This is a genomic window from Hymenobacter nitidus, assembly GCF_020447315.1.
GTDB lineage: Bacteria > Bacteroidota > Bacteroidia > Cytophagales > Hymenobacteraceae > Hymenobacter > Hymenobacter nitidus.
The window spans coordinates 1-19,169 of the sequence record NZ_JAJADQ010000014.1; the positions used below are offsets into that span (position 1 = coordinate 1).

Below are 19,169 nucleotides of genomic sequence, written 5' to 3' on the forward strand. Positions count from 1 at the left end.
ACGTGCTGCTGCTCAAGAAAGTGGAGGAGCTTACCCTGCACCTCATCGACCTCAACAAGCAGGTCCAGCAACTCAAAAACGCGCAGTCTTCCAAGTAAGCTGGCACTAGGTTCTATTCAACCAGGAAACCTCTTATGAAAACGACTGCCTTACTATGCCTGCTAGGCTTTGGCCTGCTCAGCAGTAGCCCACAGGCCGCGGCGCAGGGCTCCCCGGTATCGTGCCCCGCTGTGAATGCCACCGATATGGTGAGCAGCTATGCCAGCTGGGACTGGGAAACACCCCGCACGGACCCGAACTACTGCAAAACCTGGGCAATCCGGCGCCCCGGCCAAACGCAGGGCGTAGCCTATGGTGCCCCCTGGGAGTTTGCCCAGAATGGCAAAATGCTGCGCATTGCTTACGATAAGGACTACACCCGGCAGAAAGGCTGGGAGCTGCTGCGCATGAACCTGGGGGCCCTGAGCCCCATCGACGTGCCCTACGTGATTCTGTACAACAAGTACACGAGCATGATTCGGACGTATTTCTGGCTCGACAACCGCACGTACCAGAACGGGGCCGTGATTACGATGAGCCACAGCAGCGTGAACAGCTCGGGCAGCACCAGCGTAATGGCCATGACCAACACCATGCTGGTAGCCCCCGACAAGTACCTGACCGCCAATAGCTACAGCGACGAGATGATTTCGTACGTGGCTAAAATGACCTCGCAGACGGGCTGGGTCGTTGGGGAGTTTACGGCCACGTATGACCCTAACTTCGGCAACACCCGTTACAACGGCAACGCACTGGAGTTCAGTGTTTTTGGCACAGTCACCAGCAATATTACGCTGGGTGGCGCCCTCAGCTTCAAGACCGATGCCCAGGAAGGATATGCCCTGGCCGGCCCCAAAAACCAGCTGTTACAGAACGATCCGGCCGACCCAACCCGGCTGAAGAAGTTTCTGGCCACCGGCAAGCGGGTACTGGGCTCTGTATCAGCTGATGATGCCGATAAGTTCCTGGACAAGCTGCACGAGGGCGGCGTGAAAATGGCCAGCTCCAAGAATACCAAAGCTTCTAACACGGGTCTTTCCATTGCCAACGCAACCCGGCCCAAAAACCAGGGGGGCGGCCTGCGCAAAACCGTGGGCACCGTGCTGGGCGCGGCGGGCATGGTGAGCAGCGCCTTTGGTATTATCGGGCAAATTGTGGGGGCCATCTGGCCCGCCCAGGATGAGTCGGGCAATGCCCTGGCGTCCGAACCAGCCTTCACCCCGACCATTTCGGAGGGCACTATTCAGATGAGTGGCAGCATCACGACGACGTATCCGCTGACTGGGGTGAGCGTTCAGCTGCCCGGCACGGCCCACAACGGCAATGACCGCTCGACCCAGCCGTACTACAACTGCCCGCTGGGCTTGTTCAACATCAAGAATACACCGGTGCTGAACAAGATGACCTATACCTACATTTCCGGCGAGTATTCCTGGTGGGACCCCTGCGGCTCGCAAGGCCAGGATGACCGGTGCGTCACGACGTCGGACTACGGGGACTATCATGCCACCCTGGATTCGTACCAGGTGCAGAACGACCTGCTTGGGGCTTTCAACAAGCCCGCCGGACTGGAGCTGGTATCGGCGAAGGCCGCGCTGGTGGGTGAAACCCCGGGGGCCATCTTCACGCCGGGCTACACCACCGATTACCCTAACGGAACCTGGTATAACGGCGGCGAGTATCACGAACGACGCTTCGACTACATGGAATGGCAACTGAATGCCGGTATTCTGGATATCACCCGCACTGATGTTGCCAACCTGCCCAACACCGTGCAGACGCCCTTCGTGGATCTGGGCTGCTTCAAGAACATGACCATGACCGTGCCGACGGGCAGCAAAGTATACGTGCGGGTAATGGCCACGCTACGGGTTAGTGGAGCGGTTTCCGACAACTCCCCGCTGATTTACTTCGTGCAGGACTACGCCGTGCAAACCAATACCAGCGGCGTAACGGCAACCAACCCCCGCTTCGTGGTCAACTCCTCGCAGACGGAGCCCCCGTTCAGCAACCTGGGCGCCGCCCTGACCGGGGAGGAGGGCGCCGAAGTAGCCTGGGGCGAATACACCACGCCCGGCATCACGCAGACCATGGACTGGATTCACACGTCACCGGAAGTTGATTTCGGCTGGGGGCCAATGGGCGTAACCATCAACCACCCCAACACGGCTGCTCCCACCATCTTCGCGGCCGGTGGGGTCATCACCCTGAATCCTGGTTTCAGCGTCACGTCCGGCACCAACTTCATTGCCGGCCCCATACTGGCCGCGCAGCTTACCTGCACGCCCAGCCAGATCGACGTGAACAACGTGACCTGCCCCTACAACAACCTGGCGTACCGCGCTACGGCCCTGGCCTCGGAAACTGCCCGGCCCGAGCGCGCCGAAGGCTTCGTAGTGTACCCCAACCCCACCCACGGCCTGGTGACCGTAGAAACCGAGGTGGCAACGGCCAACCAGGCAACCACGCTGACCTTGTATGACTTGTATGGCAAAACGGTGCGCGTAATCCGGGACGTGCCCCGCGGCAGCCGCACTTACCAGCTGGATCTGCAGGGCTACCCCACCGGCGTGTACCTGCTGAAAATGACCAGCGCCAAGAAAAGCTTCAGCCAGAAAGTAGTGGTGGAATAACGGGCTTGGGCAGCCAGCAAACCATAGGCAGCGGCAGTAGCGTATAGCCCCTACCGGCACTGCTTCTTCCCCGTGCCGGATTGCCCAGCTGCCATGGCCCGCTACGTCACCACCGATTTGCACGGTTGTCTGCACACCTTTCGCCATCTGGTGGAAGGTGTGCTTTTTTTGCGCCCCAGTGATGAGCTCTATCTGTTGGGCGACTACGTGAATAAAGGTCCCGACAGCCGCGGCCTGCTCGATTACCTGCTGCAGCTTTCGGCGCGGGGCTACCAGCTGCACTGCCTGCGCGGCAACCACGACCAAGAGCTGCTCGACGCCGCCCGGGGCCGTAAGCACCTGGCCTGGGCCTCCCAGGCCGACCGCACCCTGACGCTGCAAAGCTTCGGGGTGAAAGCCGCCGAAGACATTCCGGAGCCCTACCTGCAGTGGCTCGATGCGCTGCCCTACCAACTGGATATTCCGGGCTTCACGCTGGTACACGCCGGCTACGACTTTCGCCTGCCACCCGAGCAGATGCGCACTGACTGGCACACGATGCTCAATATCAAGCAGTTTACTTTTGATGCCTCCCGGATGCAGGGTCGGCGCCTGCTGCACGGCCACGTGCCCACGCCCACGGCGGAAGTAAAGCAGCAGGTAAAAAAGCTGGCCGGCTCCATCAGCCTCGATACGGGCTGCGTGTACCGCCTCAACCCCGAGCTTTCCCACCTGGCTGTGCTGGAGCTGGACGCCTTCGAGCTAACGCTGCAGCCCAACATCGAGCCGCCTTACTTTATTACCCAGCGGTAAGCCCTGGTTTGGCGCCTAGTCCTCGTCCCGCAGCACATCGGCCTGCAACACTCGTTGAGCGGCCTGCCGGTATTCATTCGACGAGTCGGAGGCTACTTCGCGGAAGGCGGCGCGGGCCTCGGGCCATTGCTTGGCGGCCCAGTAAGCCACAGCCAAGTGGTAGCGGGCTTTGCTGGCCAAGGCTGAGCCCGGCTGCTGAATGACGCGGCGCAGGTAGGGCCGGGCGGCACTACCGTCTCCCTGACTCAGCAGAAAGATGCCGTTGTAGTACAGCAGAGTATCGGGGCCGAGGTTGTCGGTGGGCACGCGGCGCAGGGCGTGCAGGGCGGCCGGGTAGTGCCCTTCCCGGTACTGCTCCATGGCCTGGGCCAGCAGCGGCCGGTGCTCATCCAGCGTGGCCGACTGCGGCAAGCCAGGGTCGGCGACGTAATAATTTTCCCAGGCGCGGCCGCCGCGCGGCCCGGCTGGCCGCAGCAAAAACCACAGGCCCAGCAGCAGCAGCACGGCCACCGTAAAAATTGTACCCCAGCGCGTCTGGGCCCGGCGCTGCCGCCGCTTGATGCGCACCAGAGCCGTGTGGCGCTGGTCGAGGCGGCGGTCGAGGGCCAGCAGGCGGTGGCGCAGGCTTTCGTGGCCGGCCACCCAGCGCAGGTCGGCGGCCAGCTGCTCGTAGGCTTCGTGGGCTTCGCGCAGGGCGGGCTCCCGCTGCATGCGCTCCTCGAAGTCGGCCTGCTCGGCAGACGTCATTTGGCCATCGGCAAAGCGTTCCAGCTCATCCAGAAACGGGCGCAGCTCAGCGGGCGACATCATGCAAATACGAACAGGGAAGGAGAAGAAAAGACCAAAAGCCGGCCGGAGCCGGCACTAAGCTACGCAGAATCAGATAGTGGCGGCCGAAGCCTGGCCCCCGGCAGCACCTTCGCCCGTGGCTCGGATGCGCAGCTCCAGGAGTTTGCGCAGGCAGCTGGTTTTCTGGATTCGGGCTACGGTGGCGTTGGCGAAGCCCATTTTACCGGCTACTTTCTCGAAGTTGTAGCCTCGAAAGTAAAAGTACATCAGCACCTGCTGGCAGTCGGTGCCCAGCTGGCCGAACACGCGCAGCAGCTGCTGGCGCCGACCGGCCTCCACCCGGGGCAGCTCAGCTGTTGTTTTCTCGGCCTGAATGTGCTCCTGGGCCATGCCGTAGAGGTAATTGCGCACGTCGGCCGGCAGCTTGGTCAGGCGCCCGTCAATCACCTGGTCGTAAAAATCGACCAGCACGCCGCGCAGCAGCTCGTGGGCCGCAGCGGGCTCCAGCTGGTGCTGGCGCCGGGCCCAGCGGGCAAAATGGTCCCGTTGGTCCTGATAAAAGTTGATCAGAAACGTCTGATTGCCCATCCGCAGATGGGTCAGGGCTTCGGCCAGGGGCTGGTTCATGGTTCAAGTAACAACTAACAAAGGAGAATACGTGAGAAGGGCGGCAAAAACCGAAACCCAGCTTTCCTGCCCCGGCTCTCGTAAGTTCGCACCAGCAAGCAGCCCTCGCCGGGCTTCATACGCAAGTCCGGGCAATTGTTGCCGCCCACCTGTTCCCTGATAATCGATTCACCCGTACCTTTGAACCTATGGAAATTCGCACTGCCTCCCTCGCTCAGGACACGGTCCTGTTCGACCTCATCCGCCAGGAAAAGGACCGTCAGACCCACGGTATTGAACTGATTGCCTCCGAAAACTACGTTTCCGAGCAAGTGATGCGGGCGCAGGGCTCCATCCTGACCAACAAGTACGCCGAGGGCCTGCCCGGCAAGCGCTACTACGGCGGCTGCGAAATCGTGGACCAGATCGAGCAGCTGGCCATCGACCGGGCCAAGGAATTGTTCGGCGTGGAGTGGGTAAACGTGCAGCCCCACTCCGGGGCTCAGGCCAACGCGGCCGTGATGCTGGCTATCCTGAACCCCGGCGACAAAATCCTGGGCTTCGATCTGAGCCACGGCGGCCACCTCACCCACGGCTCGCCGGTGAACTTCTCGGGCAAGCTCTACAAGCCCAGCTTCTATGGCGTAGAGCCCGAAACCGGCCTGATTGACTGGCAGAAAGTAAAGGAAACCGCCCGCCGCGAACAGCCCAAGCTTATCATCTGCGGGGCCTCGGCCTACTCCCGCGACTGGGACTACAAAGCCCTGCGCGAAGCCGCCGACGAAGTGGGCGCCCTGCTGCTGGCCGATATTTCCCATCCTTCGGGCCTAATTGCCAAGGGCTTGCTCAACAACCCGTTTGAGCACTGCCACATCGTAACCACTACCACCCACAAGACCCTGCGCGGCCCCCGCGGCGGCCTGATCATGCTGGGCAAGGACTTCGAAAACCCCTTTGGCCTGAAGACGCCCAAGGGCGAGCTGCGCATGATGTCGGCGTTGCTCGACTCAGGCGTATTCCCCGGCACCCAGGGCGGTCCGCTGGAGCACGTTATCGGCGCCAAGGCCGTGGCTTTCGGCGAATGCCTGAGCGACGCCTACACCGAGTACACCCACCAGGTTATCCGTAATGCTCAGGCGTTGGCCAAGGGCTTCGTGGACCGCGGCTACCAGATTATTTCGGGCGGCACCGACAACCACCTGATGCTCATCGACCTGCGCAGCAAGGGTCTGACCGGCAAGCTGGCCGAGAATACGCTGATTAAGGCCGACATCACCATCAACAAGAACATGGTGCCCTTCGACGACAAGTCGCCTTTCGTGACGAGCGGCATGCGCATCGGCTCGGCTGCCGTAACGACCCGCGGCCTGAAGGAAACCGACATGGCCCGCATCGTGGAGTTCATCGACGACGTGCTGATGCACCACACCGACGAGGCCCACCTGCTGCGCGTGCGCGGCCAGATCAACGAATGGATGCAGCAGTACCCCTTGTTTGCCTAACTGTGAGATGGTGAGTTAGTGAAATGGTGAGTTTTTCGCCACATGCCCGGCGGCCAGCATCCTGTTGTTCGGGTTTTTCGTTTGTTTCTCCACAGGTGCCTGCGCAAACCGCAACTCACCATTTCACTAACTCACCATCTCACCAATACCCTTGAATACTGACCAACCCATTGGGGGTGAAGTACACGAAATGTCCTTCATCGACCATCTGGAAGCCCTGCGGTGGCACATCATCCGCTCGGCTATTGCCATTGTGGTCTTCACGACGGCCGCTTTTCTGGCCAAAGACTTTCTGTTTCACGACCTGATTCTGGGCCCTTCCCGGGGCGACTTCTGGACCTACCGGGCCTTCTGCGACTTCGGCCGCTGGATCGGGGCTGACGCCTTGTGCATCGGCAAGCCCACCTTCGATTTGCAGAACCGCCAGATGAGCGGGCAGCTGACCATGCACATCAGCTCCTCGTTTGTGGTGGGCCTGGCAATGGCCTTTCCCTACACCTTCTGGGAAATCTGGCGCTTTATCAAGCCCGGCCTGTATCCGCACGAGCAGAAGAACTCTCAGGGCGCAGTGTTCTTCGTGTCAGTACTGTTCATGCTCGGCTTGATGTTCGGCTACTTTGTGGCGGCGCCTTTGAGCATCAACTTCCTGGCTTCCTACCAACTCGATGCCACCATCGAAAACCAGATTGACCTGCAGAGCTACATCAGCACCCTGACGACGATGAGCCTCTCGTGCGCCTTCGTGTTTGAGCTGCCCATGATAGTGTTCTTCCTGGCCAAAGCCGGCCTGATTACGCCCGAAATCATGCGTTTGTACCGCAAGCACGCCATTGTGGTCATCCTCATCATTGCCGCCGTCATCACGCCCCCGGATATTTCGGCCCAGATCATCGTCACCATCCCGATTCTGATCCTCTACGAGCTGAGCATCAACATTGCCCGCGTAGTCACCAAGAGCCGCACGGCCTCTCTGAACGCTCAGCTGGCCGAGAACAACGGCGTCAGCCAATAACCAAGCTTTCCTTCTCATGTCTACCACGAACTCTCTCGCCATCGGCTCCGACCACGCCGGCTTTGCCTACAAGGAAATGCTGACCCACTGGCTGCGCGACAACGGCTACGAAGTAAAGGACTTTGGCACCTACTCTGCTGATTCCGTGGACTATCCGGATTTTGTGCACCCGGTGGCCAATGCCATTACGGCCGGGGAGTTTGAGCGCGGCATCTTGGTGTGCGGCTCAGCCAATGGGGTGGCTATTACGGCCAACAAGCACCAGGGAATTCGGGCGGCCATTGCCTGGGCGCCGGAGCTGGCCGAGCTGGCCCGGCAGCATAATAATGCCAACATCGTCTGCGTACCCGAGCGGTTCGTAACCGAAGAAGCGGCCCGCGAAATCGTAAGCAAGTTCCTGAATACTGCCTTCGAAGGCGGCCGTCACCAGAACCGCGTCAGCAAAATCGACTGCTAAAACTTACCCTTGCGGAAGTGTCCTTGCAAGGCACGAAGCAATCCGTCCTCTGTGTAGGTGGTCCTGCTCTTTTACCAGAAAGCCCTTACTACTGCGTGTAGTAAGGGCTTTTCCGTTTATAAGGCTCCGCACATTTCAGCGGACCGCTTGCTGCCGCTTGAGGCGCGGAATGTTGTGCCTCCTCGCAAGGACAAAGGGTCTACCGGCGCTGGTACACTTTGGGAATTTTGGTGGGCTGGTACTGGCTGAACACGGCGGGTACTTTGTATTGCAGCTCGGGCAGCAGGCCGGCTTCGTCGATGATATACTCTGGGGGCAGGGTGGCGAAGTTGCGGGCCAGGCGGAACACGGCACCGTACTCGTTGAGGTGCCCAAAATCGACCTGGGCCAGGCGCCAGTCAAGATAGGGCGTGGCTAAGCGGTTCTGCACGTAGGAGCGGCGGTCGGGGCCCAGCACCAGCAGGCGGTGTCCCTGCAGGGAAGCGTAAGCCGGATTGGGCTGCACCGCGTAGCGCTGCTCGGACGGAATCTGGATGACCGACTCCAGGCCCAGGGTAGTACGGTAGCGCACCACCACCACGGCCCCAATGATGAGCACCAGCAGCAGCTCCGGCACCCAGGCCCGCGACGATTTCTGCCACAGATACAGGCAGAAATAGGTAATGGGCGGCAATACCAGCACGAAGGTGCCGGGGGCCATGCCCCGCCCCGCTGCGGCCATTGCCACCGCCACCAGCAGCCACACCAGCATCAGCTGCTGAAACTTCACCTGAAAAACCAGGCCCAGCGCCGTGGTAAATGACCGGAATAAGGCCAGCACCACCACAATAGCGGGCAGAATCAGCAGGCGCAGCTGCACAAACAGCGGCATGCCATCGGTGCCGGCCACCAGGCCCGTCAGCACGGGCTTCAGGTGCAGCTGCGCGAAGTTGGGCAGCGACTCGGTATAGAGGAAGAAGGTGCCCACGGCCGCATACGGAAACAAAAAGCCACAAACCAGCAGCAGAAAGCTCCGGAACGAGTTGGCAGCGAAGATAATAACGGCAAACAGGCCCACCAGCAGAAACAGCGCCAGCGGCAGATAGCACAGCGCGGCCACCCCAATCAGAAACCCGGCCCGAAACAGGCGGCGGTTGTCGTAGCCCTCCCGCGAGGTGGGCAACAAGGCACTCAGGGCAATGACAACAAAAGTATGCCCCAGCAGCAAGGGCGACAAAGTATCCAGGTCGGTCGTGACGCTGGCCAGCAGCAGGTACGTCAGGGCCGCCACGTAGCCCCGGTCGGGGTGCACGTCGGCCCGGTTGAGTACTAGGTTGAGGCGCAGGGCCTGAAACAGCAGCAGCAGCAGGGCCAGAATGCGGTAGAGCCACAGCGGCCGGCTCAGGCCGGTGTCGAGGGCCCCGAAAAACAGGGCCGACAGCGGGGCCGTGCTGTCGTAGATGTCGCGGTAGAGCAGGGCGCCCTCGTGCAGCCGTTCGCCAATGAGCAGGGCCCGCAACTCGGCCGCCGTCAGCGGAATACCCAGCCAGACCAGCGGCAGGCGCAGGGCCAGCACCAGCAGCAGCAGGGCCACGAGGCGCGTGGGAAGCGAACTTTTAAAGAAGCGAAGCAAGGAAAAACCGGGTTCGGGGGTGCGTAAAAACGACGTGGACAAGCAAAGGTACATTCATCCGGCCAAGCGCGGGCGCGCCTGCGACGGAGTGGCTATCCATCAGTTTCGGTTTCTCAACTCCAAAGCGCAGAACTTCCTAAGTCCCCAAGCCCCTAACTTCCTATCTTTGCTGATTCTTATGGAAAGTAAACGACAGCAAAAGTTTGCCAGCCTCCTGCAGCAGGATCTGGCAGCCGTCTTTCAACGCGACTTACCGCACCTGTTTCCCGGCTTGCCGCCGGGCATCAGCACCATTCGGGTGTCGCCTGATCTGGGCGTGGCCCGCATCTACCTGAGCAGTTTGCTGGCCAACACGGGCCCGGCGCTGCTGGAACTGGTGCGCGACAACAGCAAGGAAATCCGCCAGGCCCTGGCCAAGCGGATTCGCCAGCAGGTGCGCATCATCCCCGAGCTGGTATTCTTCCTCGACGACAGCGCCGAATATGCCGCCCACATGGATGCCGTGCTGGGCAAGCTCGATATTCCGGCCGAGACGCCCGAGGATAAGTCGGACCCCAAGCCCGACGAGAAAGGCCCCGCCGCCCGCCCCAAGCTGTTCGCCGACGAAGACGAATAAGTGAAATGGTGATTTAGCGACTCAGGGAGTTCGTGAGTTTGATGCTCAATACCGCGCAAGTGGCGCAAGCCGAAAGCCAAACTCACGAACTCCCTGAGTCGCTAAATCACTAACTCACCATCTCACTAAATCACATTTCCCCTTGTATTACGACCCGATTAAAAAGTCACTGGGCCAGGTCTTTAACCGGACTCCGTGGCTGCGCCGCCTGTTTTATGTGATGCTCGATTTGCTGCTGCTGCGCACCTGGCACGTGCACCGTGAGCTGCGCAAGTGGGCCGCCGGCCGCCAGGATGAGAACCTGACGATTCTGGATGCCGGCTCGGGCTACGGGCAATACACTTACTGGCTGTCGGGCCTGAGCAAGAAGTGGAATATTCTGGCCGTGGACGTGAAGGACGAGCAGATTGCCGACTCCAACCAGTTTTTCCGCCAGATCGGGCGTACCAACGTGCAGTTTGCCGTGCAGGACCTGGTGCTCTACCAGGAGCCCAACTCCTTCGACCTGGCCTTGTCAGTGGACGTGATGGAGCACATTCTGGAAGACGTGGAAGTGTTCCGCAACATTCACGCCTCGCTCAAGGATGGCGGTATGCTGCTCATTTCCACGCCCAGCGACCAGGGCGGCTCGGATGTGCACGCCGACGGCGAAACGAGCTTCATTGAGGAGCACGTGCGCGACGGCTACAACATTCACGAGATTCAGCAGAAGCTGCGCACCGCCGGCTTCGAGCGGATTGAGGCTCAGTACAGCTACGGCGAGCCGGGCCAGATTTCGTGGCGCCTGAGCATGAAATACCCGATTCTGATGCTGGGCATGTCGAAGTGGTTTTTCGTGCTGCTGCCCTTCTACTACCTCATCACCTTCCCGTTCTGCCTGCTGCTGAACTGGATTGACTCGACCTCCAAGCACGACTCGGGCACCGGCCTGATTGTCAAAGCCTGGAAATAACCGCGGCTCCGTTTGCCCAAGGCTGGTTAGTGTTGAGCTTAATTGAATCCGGCCCGTTATCTTGCCCGTTAAAACCCTGGAGCGCAACCGGTAAATGCGGCTTTCTGCCGTCTCTTTCGTACAAGTGCTTCGTGTTCTCCTTGCCCCGCCCTTCTCTTAACCCTAACCAGCGCCCTGCATGAACGTTTCTCTGCTCATCGCCCGGCGTTATTTCTCGTCTAAGAACAAGCGCAACATTATCAGCATCATCTCTAACATCTCGATGGTGGGGGTGGCCGTGGGCACCATGGCGCTGATTATCGTGCTGTCGGTTTTTAACGGGCTGGAGGACTTGGTGCGCACGCTCTACGGCAAGTCGGACCCCGACCTGCTGGTAACGGCCGTGAAGGGAAAATCCTTCGAAACCAACGAGGAGCTGCTGCAGCGCATCCGTCGCACGCCCGGCGTGGGCCTGCTCACCGAAGTCATCGAAGACAACGCCCTGCTGCAGTACCACGACCGGCAGATGGTCGTGAAGATGAAGGGCGTGAGTGAGAACTACTACTCCCAGAGCGACATCGACTCGGCCATCGTGGAGGGCGACCACCGCCTGGTGCGCAACGGCGAAAACTACGCCCTGCTCGGGGCCGGCGTGCAGCACGAGCTCAGCATTGCCCTCGACAACCGCTTTGCCCCCCTGCACCTGCTCTACCCGCGCAACACGGGCAAGAAAACGCTGTCGATGAACCCGGAAACAGCCTTTTCCCAGCAAACCATCATTGCCGGCGGCGTTTTCCTGATCGAGCAGCACATCGACGACAGCTACATCTTCGTGCCCATCGACTTTGCCCAGAAGCTGCTGAATTATGGCAACCGCCGCACGGCCCTGGAAGTGAAAGTAAGCGAGAGCCGCACGATTGATGATGTAAAAGGGGACCTGCAGCGCTTGCTGGGGTCCAACTTCCACGTGCACGACTCCGACGAGCAGCACGTGAGCCTGCTCAAAGCCATCAAGGTGGAGAAGATGTTCGTGTTCATCACCTTCGCCTTCATCCTGCTCATTGCCTCGCTCAACATCTTCTTCTCGCTCTCCATGCTGGTGCTCGATAAGAAGAAGGACGTGGCTATTCTGCTGGCTATGGGAGCTACCAGCCGCATGATTCGCAATATCTTTCTGTTGGAAGGCGCCATCGTGGCTCAGGTGGGGGCCATTACCGGTCTCACGCTGGGCGTAGCCATCTGCTGGGCCCAGCAGACGTTCCACATCGTATCGATGGGCATGGCCACTAGCGTGGTCGACTCTTACCCGGTGAAGATGCAGCTCTCCGATATTATTCTGACGGGCATTGCCATCATCGTCATTACCATCACCGTCTCTATCCGCCCGGCTCTGAACGCCGCCCGTTTAGATTTACGCGAGAACTTGTAACTCTTTCGGGGTTGTTATAGTAGTTCATCTACTCCATAGCCCCGTTCATCCGTCATTGCAAGTGTCTCTGTCTTTTAAATTTAACTATTTCAATAATTAATTTTACTTTTCACGAAACACCATAGTATTTAGTATTTGTCCTTACTTTCAATGCCTTATTCAGGCTTCCCATCCGACTATGAAGGTCTCTACTTCACAGCCTTTCCAGATCGTCTATTCGTTACTTGAGCACGAGTACCTGGGCTATCTATTTGAGTCCTACGTAGTTCAACGTAACGCGCGAGGCCAGCTCACGCTCCAGCACCAGACGGTATCGGCAAAGAATGCGCCGGAATTTGCGGATGGCCTGGACGAAATCGACTTTGAGCTGATTGCCCTCACTGACCAGATCCAGCAGGATGCGGTTATCAAAGAATTCTGGGCCAAAAAGACGACGCCCGCCGACTTCTTCCTGAAAATATACGACCCGGAAAAAGGCGACAAAGGCCTGCAGGACGCCATCTGCCGCTACGTGCAGGACCGCATGGGCCAGATTCTGGAGCGGCTGCAGGGTAAGTGCGTCTTTATTATGGGCAAAGACGGCGAGCCTACCTGGCGCGAAATGGCCGTAGCCCCGGAGCCGGCATCCGTGCTCTTCCACTTTCGCCGCAACGAGGACAGTACCCACTATTTTCCCACCATTCAGTACCAGGGCCAGAAGCTTGACTTCCAGTTTAAGAATGCCGTGATGATATGCTTCCAGCCCGCCTGGATGCTACTGAACGACACCCTGCACAACTTCCGCAACGATGTGGACGGCAAGAAGCTGCAGCCGTTTCTGAACAAGAAGTTTATCATCATTCCGCGCCAGGTCGAGGACAGCTACTTCCAGCGCTTCGTGGCGCCACTGGTCGAGTCATTCGACGTGCACGCCCGCGGTTTCGACATTCGCTCGGAGCGCTACGTGGCCCGGCCCCAGCTCACGTTTTCCGACACGCCCGGCGCGGTTGTAGTGGCCGACGACGACCGGAGCCGCCCCGTGCTGCGCCGCAACGGCAGCAGCGACTCGGTAGCCTCCGTCATTACGGCGCCCTCCGAGCATATTCACTTCGACCTTTCTTTCCGCTACGGCGACCATACCGTGCACAACAGCTACGACAAGCGGGTGTGCGTGAAGCTGGAAAAGAATGACGACTCCTACATTTTTCACCGCCTGATCCGCAACCTGGACCGGGAGCAGGAAATCATCCGGGAGCTGGCCGATCGTGCCCTGGAAGTGCGCAACGGCCGGGCCGTGCTGGAAAAAGCCACCGCCTTCCGCTGGCTGCACAGCCACGCCGAGGAGCTGGCCCGCATGGGTTTCACGGTGCAGCAGGGCACTTCATCCAGCAAAGACTACTTCATCGGGGCCGTTACGGTGCAGGTGGGTATTACCGAAGGCAACGACTGGTTTGACGTGCACGGCACCGTCAGCTTCGGGGAGTTCGAAATACCGTTTATCAAGCTGCGGCCCTACATTCTGGGGCGGCGCCATGAGTTCCGCCTGCCTAACGGGCAGATTGCCATTATTCCCGAGGAGTGGTTTACGCAGTATCTGGAGCTGTTCGCCTTTGCCGAAGAGCACCACCACACCCTAACACTGCGCAAGCACCACTTGGCTCTGGTATCGGACCTGCAGAACGGCAACTTAGCCACCGTGACCATGTCGCGGAAGCTGGAGCGGCTGCGCGGGTTTGAGGTAGTGGAAGATCAGCCCATGCCGGTGGGCTTCATGGGCGAATTGCGCCCTTACCAGAAGGCCGGCTACAACTGGCTGCACTTCGTGAAGGACTATCACTTCGGGGGCTGCCTAGCCGATGATATGGGCCTCGGGAAGACGGTGCAAACGTTGGCGTTGCTGCTGCAGCGCAAGGAAAGCGGCGAGTCGAAGGGCTCGGCTTCCCTGTTGGTAATGCCGACTTCCCTGGTATACAACTGGCTGAGCGAGGCTACCAAGTTCACGCCCGGCCTGCGCATCCTGACCTATACCGGCACCTACCGCGACAAAAACGTGGACCAGTTTGCCGACTACGACGTGGTGCTGACCAGCTACGGCATCGTGCGTCTTGACGCGGAACTGCTGCGCACCTACGGCTTCGACTACGTGATTCTGGACGAGTCGCAGGCCATTAAGAATCCCAGCTCGACTACGTCGCAGGCGGTGCGGGGCCTACGCTCGCGCCACCGCCTGATTCTGACCGGTACGCCGGTGGAAAACAGCACAATGGACCTTTGGTCGCAGATGTCGTTTATCAACCCCGGCCTGCTGGGTACGCAGACGTTCTTCCGCAAGGAATTCCTCAAGCCCATCGAGAAGGGCAAGGATGAGGTGCGCACCCGCAAGCTGCACGCCCTGATTAAGCCCTTTATTCTGCGTCGGCATAAAGCCCAGGTGGCCAAGGAATTGCCGGCAAAGATTGAGCACCTGAGCTACTGCCCCATGACCGAGGAGCAGGCCCACTGCTACGAGGAAACCAAGAGCTACTACCGCAACAAGATCCTCAAGAACATTGAGGAACACGGCACGGCCGGCACGCAGTTTATGCTGCTGCAGGGCCTGACGAAGCTGCGCCAGATTGCCAACCACCCGCGCATGGCCCACGAGGACTACGAGCACGAGTCGGGTAAGCTGCGGGAGGTAATTCGCATGATTCGGAGCGTGGTTTCGGAAGGCCACAAGGTTCTGGTGTTCAGCCAATTTGTGAAGCACCTCGACATTGTGCGGGCCTCGCTCGATGAGAAGCAGGTGGAATACGCCTACCTCGATGGCAACACCCGGGACCGGCACAAGGAAGTTATCCGCTTCCAGGAAACCGAGGAGCTGCGCGTGTTCCTGATTTCGCTTAAAGCGGGCGGCGTGGGCCTCAACCTCACCGCCGCCGACTATGTGTTCATCCTGGACCCGTGGTGGAACCCCGCCGTGGAAGCCCAAGCCGTAGACCGAGCCCACCGCATCGGGCAGCAGCGTACGGTGTTTACCTATAAGTTCATCACCAAGAACACGGTAGAGGAAAAAATCCTGGCTTTGCAGAACAAGAAGATTCAGCTGGTGACGGACCTGATAACCACCGACGAGGCCATTATAAAGAGCCTGACCAAAGAGGATATTGAGGAGCTGCTGGGGTAATCGAGCGGCTTCGCTTCCACCAGTATTAAACCTGCCTAAGCCCGATGCACGTGCGCGCGCTTCTCCTCTTGGCCTGTGCTTTCTTGTTTGGCTGTGCGGGCTCCTATAAGCCTTTGAAAGGCTGGAGCCCCTGGCTCAGCGCAGGCTCGCCGGTTATTCATTGCTATGGCCGTCTGCTGGCGTCCGATGAAGAAATACGATATGCGTTGCGTCTGTTGTGGGAACGGTATCCGGAAAACCGGATTACGGCAGCAGATATGCGGGAAATGAGCGCATTTTATAATGCCAGCAGTTACCATTACGACACGATTAATCACCAGACGGGTAGGCCCTTCACTGAAGAGGATGCTTTCAGGCACCAGCTCAAAGGAGATTATAAGAAGCCTCGCTACACCTGGGGACTGAAGACGGCAAACAACAGGATTATTTGCTCCCTGGGTATTGCCAATGCGAATGAGCTTTGTCTTCAGTCAGTTACCTTTTTACCCGTAACCAAGACGGGCGGCAACTGGGAGTTAACCCGGGAAGAAAGGGCTCGCGCACAAACATGGTTTGAAGAAGACATCTTGGCTAAGCTAAGCGCCCTGATTAAAGAAACCCGGAAGAAAGTACGTGTTCAGGGTTGAAGCGACGGCGCACTTGTCGATAGTGTCTACCAGGCAGGCGGTGGTATAGTGGCTGAGCAAATGCCTAGCCTCACAAGACTTACTCCAGCGCCGAAGCTAAGGTACAGATGCTGTTGAAGTGCAGCAGCTCGGGAGTAGTCTTGAAGCCGCGGCCCCCGAAGCCTTTGCCGTAGAGCTCAATATCGGCCGATTGCCCATAGCCGCCCGAGCTGCTTTCGGGGCTGGACGAGTCGGAGGCTTCCAGCACCGCGCCACGCTTCACCTGCAGCGCAGCGCACATCTTGTCGGCAGTTTTGGCCGCGTCGAGCAAGGCCAGCACGTCGGCTTCCCGGCGCAGGCTGTCGGCCCGGGTATGACCGTAGCTCAGGTCCTTGATGCGGCTGATGCGGGTAGCCAGCAGCTCTTCCAGGTACGGAGTCAGCCGCTTCAGGTCCGTAATGCGCACCGTCACGGACTGAGTGGAGTTGAAGCCCGCAAATACTTCCTTGCCCCGCACATAGGTGAACTCCTTGTTGGACGAGGTGCTGCTCACCCGCACATCGTTCGGGCCCGGGGCGAAGCGCTTAGACAAGGTCAGCACCTGATCCACCACCCCCTGCACTTCGGCCACGGCATCCTTGAGCCTGGGGCGGGTGAAGGCCGCATCCACGGTAAGCTCGGCGTAGTCGGGGTACACCGTCACGCTGCCGTAGCCCACACTGCGCACCTGCCGGACTACTGCCGGGGCGGACGCCGGAACCGACTGGCAGGCCCCAAGCCCACCGAGGAGAAGAACAGTTGCTGCAAAGGAAAGAAGCCGAGCCATACGCAAGTAGTTAGATAGGAGTGAGGCTATATAACTTACCAGGGCCCGCTCAGCGTATGAAGCGCTACCGTTTTCTTTTGCAGAAGGAGTCAGGAGCAGCTTTTGGGCTGAAAAAGCCAGTCATTTACGGAAACTATCTGGTCCATATGCGCCCATATTTACTGCTGCTACTTTCCTTTACCTGCTTTTCCGGCCTACGGGCCCAGACCATCGAACCGGGTTACCTCGTGCTCAGCAGCGGCGACACGCTGCGGGGCGAGTTGGAAAATGATTTCTGGGAAAACCCACCTTCCGCCGTGCGCTTCCGAAGCGCGCCCACGGCGGAGCTCACCCTGTACTCGGCACTGCAGCTGCGGGGCCTGGGCCTAACCAGCGGCCGGCGGCTGCGGCTTGAAACGCTCCCGCTCGACCGGAGCGCCACCACCGACGTGAATAGTTTACCGGATAATTCGCGCAGCCACCAGAAGCCTGAACAGGTGCTGGCCGACGTGCTGGTAGATGGTCCGGCCACCCTGCTGGGCGTCACGCTGGGCAGTGTCCACCATTTCTTCGTGCGCCGTGAAGCCCACCCCTACTTCGAAATGACTGAACGCAATTACGTTAAGCTGCATAAGGGGGCGCAGGTAATTGCCGATGCCAACAACTATAAAGACTAGCTGCTGCTGCATTTCGGGGACTGCAAAGCGGCTACCACGGCAGCAGCCCAGGTGCCGTTCACGACTGAAGGCCTGAAAACGGTAGTGCAGGCCTATAACCGGGAATGCTCGGCCACGCGCCAAGCCGGCCGGGAAACGACGGACCAGAAAGCCACGGCGGGCCGGGCAGCCATACGGGCCGGAATCTTGACCGGAGCGCGCTACAACTCGGGGCTGTTCAGCGGGGAAGCAGGCACCGTGGCCGACCTCACGGGGCTCAACGCCGATGGACGGGTGCACGCGCAGGCGGGCGGCTACGTGGATGTCGTCAGTGGCGGGCGGCGCCTGGCGCTGCATGCGGCGCTGCTGGCCTCGCGGTTTGGCCGCCGAAACCCGGTCAGCTTTCGACCCGTCGATCAGGCTGTTGCCCAAACCGGCCGCTTCACGTGGCAAGGCACAATAGTAAATCTGCAGATAGGGCTGCGGGGCTTTGCGCCCCTGAGCACCAAGCTGCAGCTTCTATATGGCGGCGGCTACGAAATCAACAGCTTCCTGAAGCCAAAATCGGAGCTTACGTACGGCGGTACCACGTTTGACTTTCTGGGCGGTTTCCCAGGTACGCCGTTGCCTTACGTGGAAGTGGGCCTGACGCAGGGCCGCTTCGGCGGGTTGCTCAACGGCCGCCTGTACGAGAGTCAGTACTATGCCAATCAGGTCGTTACGATCTGGAGCCTGAGCGCCTTGCTCAGTTACCGGCTGAACAGGGACGTTGACACCTCACCCGTGAAAGCCGGAAAATAACGGGGCCTGCTGGTTGCCAGTGGTCTTAGCGCATGATCTGGCCGCGCAAATCCCAGTTCGGGTTCAGGGCGAAGAGGCATCGAAGTCGGAAGGTAGATTCCATCTTTTTACGGCCCCTATTTGCCTGAAGTCGGATTAGAGGGCTGAAAAACGCCAGGCTCAACGTATTCACTAGGTGCCGCAGGTGTTTTGCGCAGGGTTGCAGGCTACCCCAACGGGTACCAGCCTGAAAACCAAAGCGCCCGAATCAAGGTTAGCACTGCCTATGCACGTCACCCTCCGCACGCCTGTGGCCCAGCCACCCGCCCAGGTTTTTGCCGGCTTCACGCGGGAGCTGTTCCTGTCCTTGGCCCCGCCCTTTCCGCAGCTGAAGCTGCACCGCTTCGACGGCTGCCAGCGCGGCGACCAGGTCGAAATTGAGCTGATCAGCGGCCCTTTGCGCCAGCGCTGGACCAGCCTGATTACCGACAGCGGCGTGCAGCCCGACGGCACCCATTTCTTTATCGACGAGGGCCAGGTGCTGCCCGCGCCGCTGCGCTACTGGCGCCACCGCCACCTCATCGAGCCCGGCCCCGACGGCGGCAGCGTGATTGTGGACGCGCTGGAGTTTCGCACGGCCTTCCCGGTGCTCGATGCGCTGCTCTACCCGCTGATGTGGGCCCAGTTTGCCTACCGCAAGCCTATCTACCGCCGCGTATTCCGGTAATCGGGGCGGTATGACGGTGGCTGGCGGGCTTTG

17 protein-coding genes are annotated in these 19,169 nt (G+C 59.7%); 13 read left to right on the forward strand and 4 right to left on the reverse strand.

The features are described 5' to 3' along the window. Positions 1-134: 134 nt before the first annotated feature. Both LGH70_RS20970 and LGH70_RS20975 read left to right on the forward strand, forming a co-directional pair. Entirely contained in the window at positions 135-2,672 is a 2,538-nt protein-coding gene (locus LGH70_RS20970) for a T9SS type A sorting domain-containing protein (RefSeq protein ID WP_226189736.1), read from the forward strand. A gap of 93 nt (positions 2,673-2,765) precedes the next feature. Beyond that, positions 2,766-3,464 carry a metallophosphoesterase family protein gene (locus LGH70_RS20975; RefSeq protein WP_226189737.1) on the forward strand — a complete coding sequence of 233 codons (699 nt, stop codon included), beginning with the start codon at positions 2,766-2,768 and terminating at the stop codon, positions 3,462-3,464. Positions 3,465-3,479: 15 nt separating this feature from the next. Here LGH70_RS20975 and LGH70_RS20980 read toward each other — a convergent pair whose 3' ends face one another. Both LGH70_RS20980 and LGH70_RS20985 read right to left on the reverse strand, forming a co-directional pair. Next, entirely contained in the window at positions 3,480-4,274 is a 795-nt protein-coding gene (locus tag LGH70_RS20980) for a tetratricopeptide repeat protein (RefSeq protein ID WP_226189738.1), read from the reverse strand. 69 nt (positions 4,275-4,343) lie between these two features. Continuing rightward, entirely contained in the window at positions 4,344-4,880 is a 537-nt protein-coding gene (locus LGH70_RS20985; protein ID WP_226189739.1) for a hypothetical protein, read from the reverse strand. A 188-nt stretch (positions 4,881-5,068) separates the two neighbouring features. Between LGH70_RS20985 and glyA the strand changes: the two genes are divergently transcribed. The 3 genes from glyA to rpiB all read left to right on the forward strand — a co-directional run bounded on the left by glyA (position 5,069) and on the right by rpiB (position 7,830). After that, the gene (glyA, locus tag LGH70_RS20990) at positions 5,069-6,361 is read left to right on the forward strand and encodes a serine hydroxymethyltransferase (protein ID WP_226189741.1); all 1,293 of its coding nucleotides are present in this window, start codon (positions 5,069-5,071) and stop codon (positions 6,359-6,361) included. A 151-nt stretch (positions 6,362-6,512) separates the two neighbouring features. Further along, positions 6,513-7,373 (forward strand): twin-arginine translocase subunit TatC, encoded by an 861-nt coding sequence (gene tatC, locus LGH70_RS20995; RefSeq protein WP_348533755.1) that lies wholly within the window; start codon positions 6,513-6,515, stop codon positions 7,371-7,373. Positions 7,374-7,389: 16 nt separating this feature from the next. Next, positions 7,390-7,830 (forward strand): ribose 5-phosphate isomerase B, encoded by a 441-nt coding sequence (gene rpiB, locus LGH70_RS21000; protein WP_226189743.1) that lies wholly within the window; start codon positions 7,390-7,392, stop codon positions 7,828-7,830. Positions 7,831-8,029: 199 nt separating this feature from the next. Here the strand turns inward: rpiB and LGH70_RS21005 are convergent, their stop codons facing one another. Beyond that, positions 8,030-9,442 carry a hypothetical protein gene (locus LGH70_RS21005; RefSeq protein ID WP_226189745.1) on the reverse strand — a complete coding sequence of 471 codons (1,413 nt, stop codon included), beginning with the start codon at positions 9,440-9,442 and terminating at the stop codon, positions 8,030-8,032. Between the two features lie 178 nt (positions 9,443-9,620). Here LGH70_RS21005 and LGH70_RS21010 point away from each other — a divergent pair, with 178 nt between their 5' ends. From LGH70_RS21010 to LGH70_RS21030, 5 genes are all read left to right on the forward strand, one after another. Beyond that, positions 9,621-10,058: a ribosome-binding factor A gene (locus LGH70_RS21010; RefSeq protein WP_226189747.1), complete on the forward strand. Its 438-nt coding sequence runs from the start codon at positions 9,621-9,623 to the stop codon at positions 10,056-10,058. A 142-nt stretch (positions 10,059-10,200) separates the two neighbouring features. Next, entirely contained in the window at positions 10,201-11,010 is an 810-nt protein-coding gene (locus LGH70_RS21015) for a class I SAM-dependent methyltransferase (RefSeq protein ID WP_226189748.1), read from the forward strand. A gap of 178 nt (positions 11,011-11,188) precedes the next feature. Continuing rightward, positions 11,189-12,418 carry an FtsX-like permease family protein gene (locus LGH70_RS21020; RefSeq protein WP_226189749.1) on the forward strand — a complete coding sequence of 410 codons (1,230 nt, stop codon included), beginning with the start codon at positions 11,189-11,191 and terminating at the stop codon, positions 12,416-12,418. Positions 12,419-12,596: 178 nt separating this feature from the next. After that, positions 12,597-15,563, forward strand: coding sequence for a DEAD/DEAH box helicase (locus LGH70_RS21025; protein WP_226189750.1), 2,967 nt, complete (start codon positions 12,597-12,599; stop codon positions 15,561-15,563). A 50-nt stretch (positions 15,564-15,613) separates the two neighbouring features. Next, the gene (locus LGH70_RS21030) at positions 15,614-16,189 is read left to right on the forward strand and encodes a hypothetical protein (protein ID WP_226189751.1); all 576 of its coding nucleotides are present in this window, start codon (positions 15,614-15,616) and stop codon (positions 16,187-16,189) included. 79 nt (positions 16,190-16,268) lie between these two features. On the opposite strand, the gene LGH70_RS21035 is transcribed toward LGH70_RS21030, so the two are convergent. Further along, positions 16,269-16,994, reverse strand: coding sequence for an SIMPL domain-containing protein (locus LGH70_RS21035; protein WP_226189753.1), 726 nt, complete (start codon positions 16,992-16,994; stop codon positions 16,269-16,271). A 146-nt stretch (positions 16,995-17,140) separates the two neighbouring features. Between LGH70_RS21035 and LGH70_RS21040 the strand changes: the two genes are divergently transcribed. From LGH70_RS21040 to LGH70_RS21050, 3 genes are all read left to right on the forward strand, one after another. Next, entirely contained in the window at positions 17,141-17,650 is a 510-nt protein-coding gene (locus tag LGH70_RS21040; RefSeq protein WP_226189755.1) for a hypothetical protein, read from the forward strand. 51 nt (positions 17,651-17,701) lie between these two features. Beyond that, positions 17,702-18,430 (forward strand): hypothetical protein, encoded by a 729-nt coding sequence (locus tag LGH70_RS21045; RefSeq protein ID WP_226189758.1) that lies wholly within the window; start codon positions 17,702-17,704, stop codon positions 18,428-18,430. 265 nt (positions 18,431-18,695) lie between these two features. Continuing rightward, on the forward strand, positions 18,696-19,136 hold the full coding sequence (locus tag LGH70_RS21050; protein WP_226189760.1) for an SRPBCC family protein: 441 nt from the start codon (positions 18,696-18,698) through the stop codon (positions 19,134-19,136). Positions 19,137-19,169 lie beyond the last annotated feature (33 nt).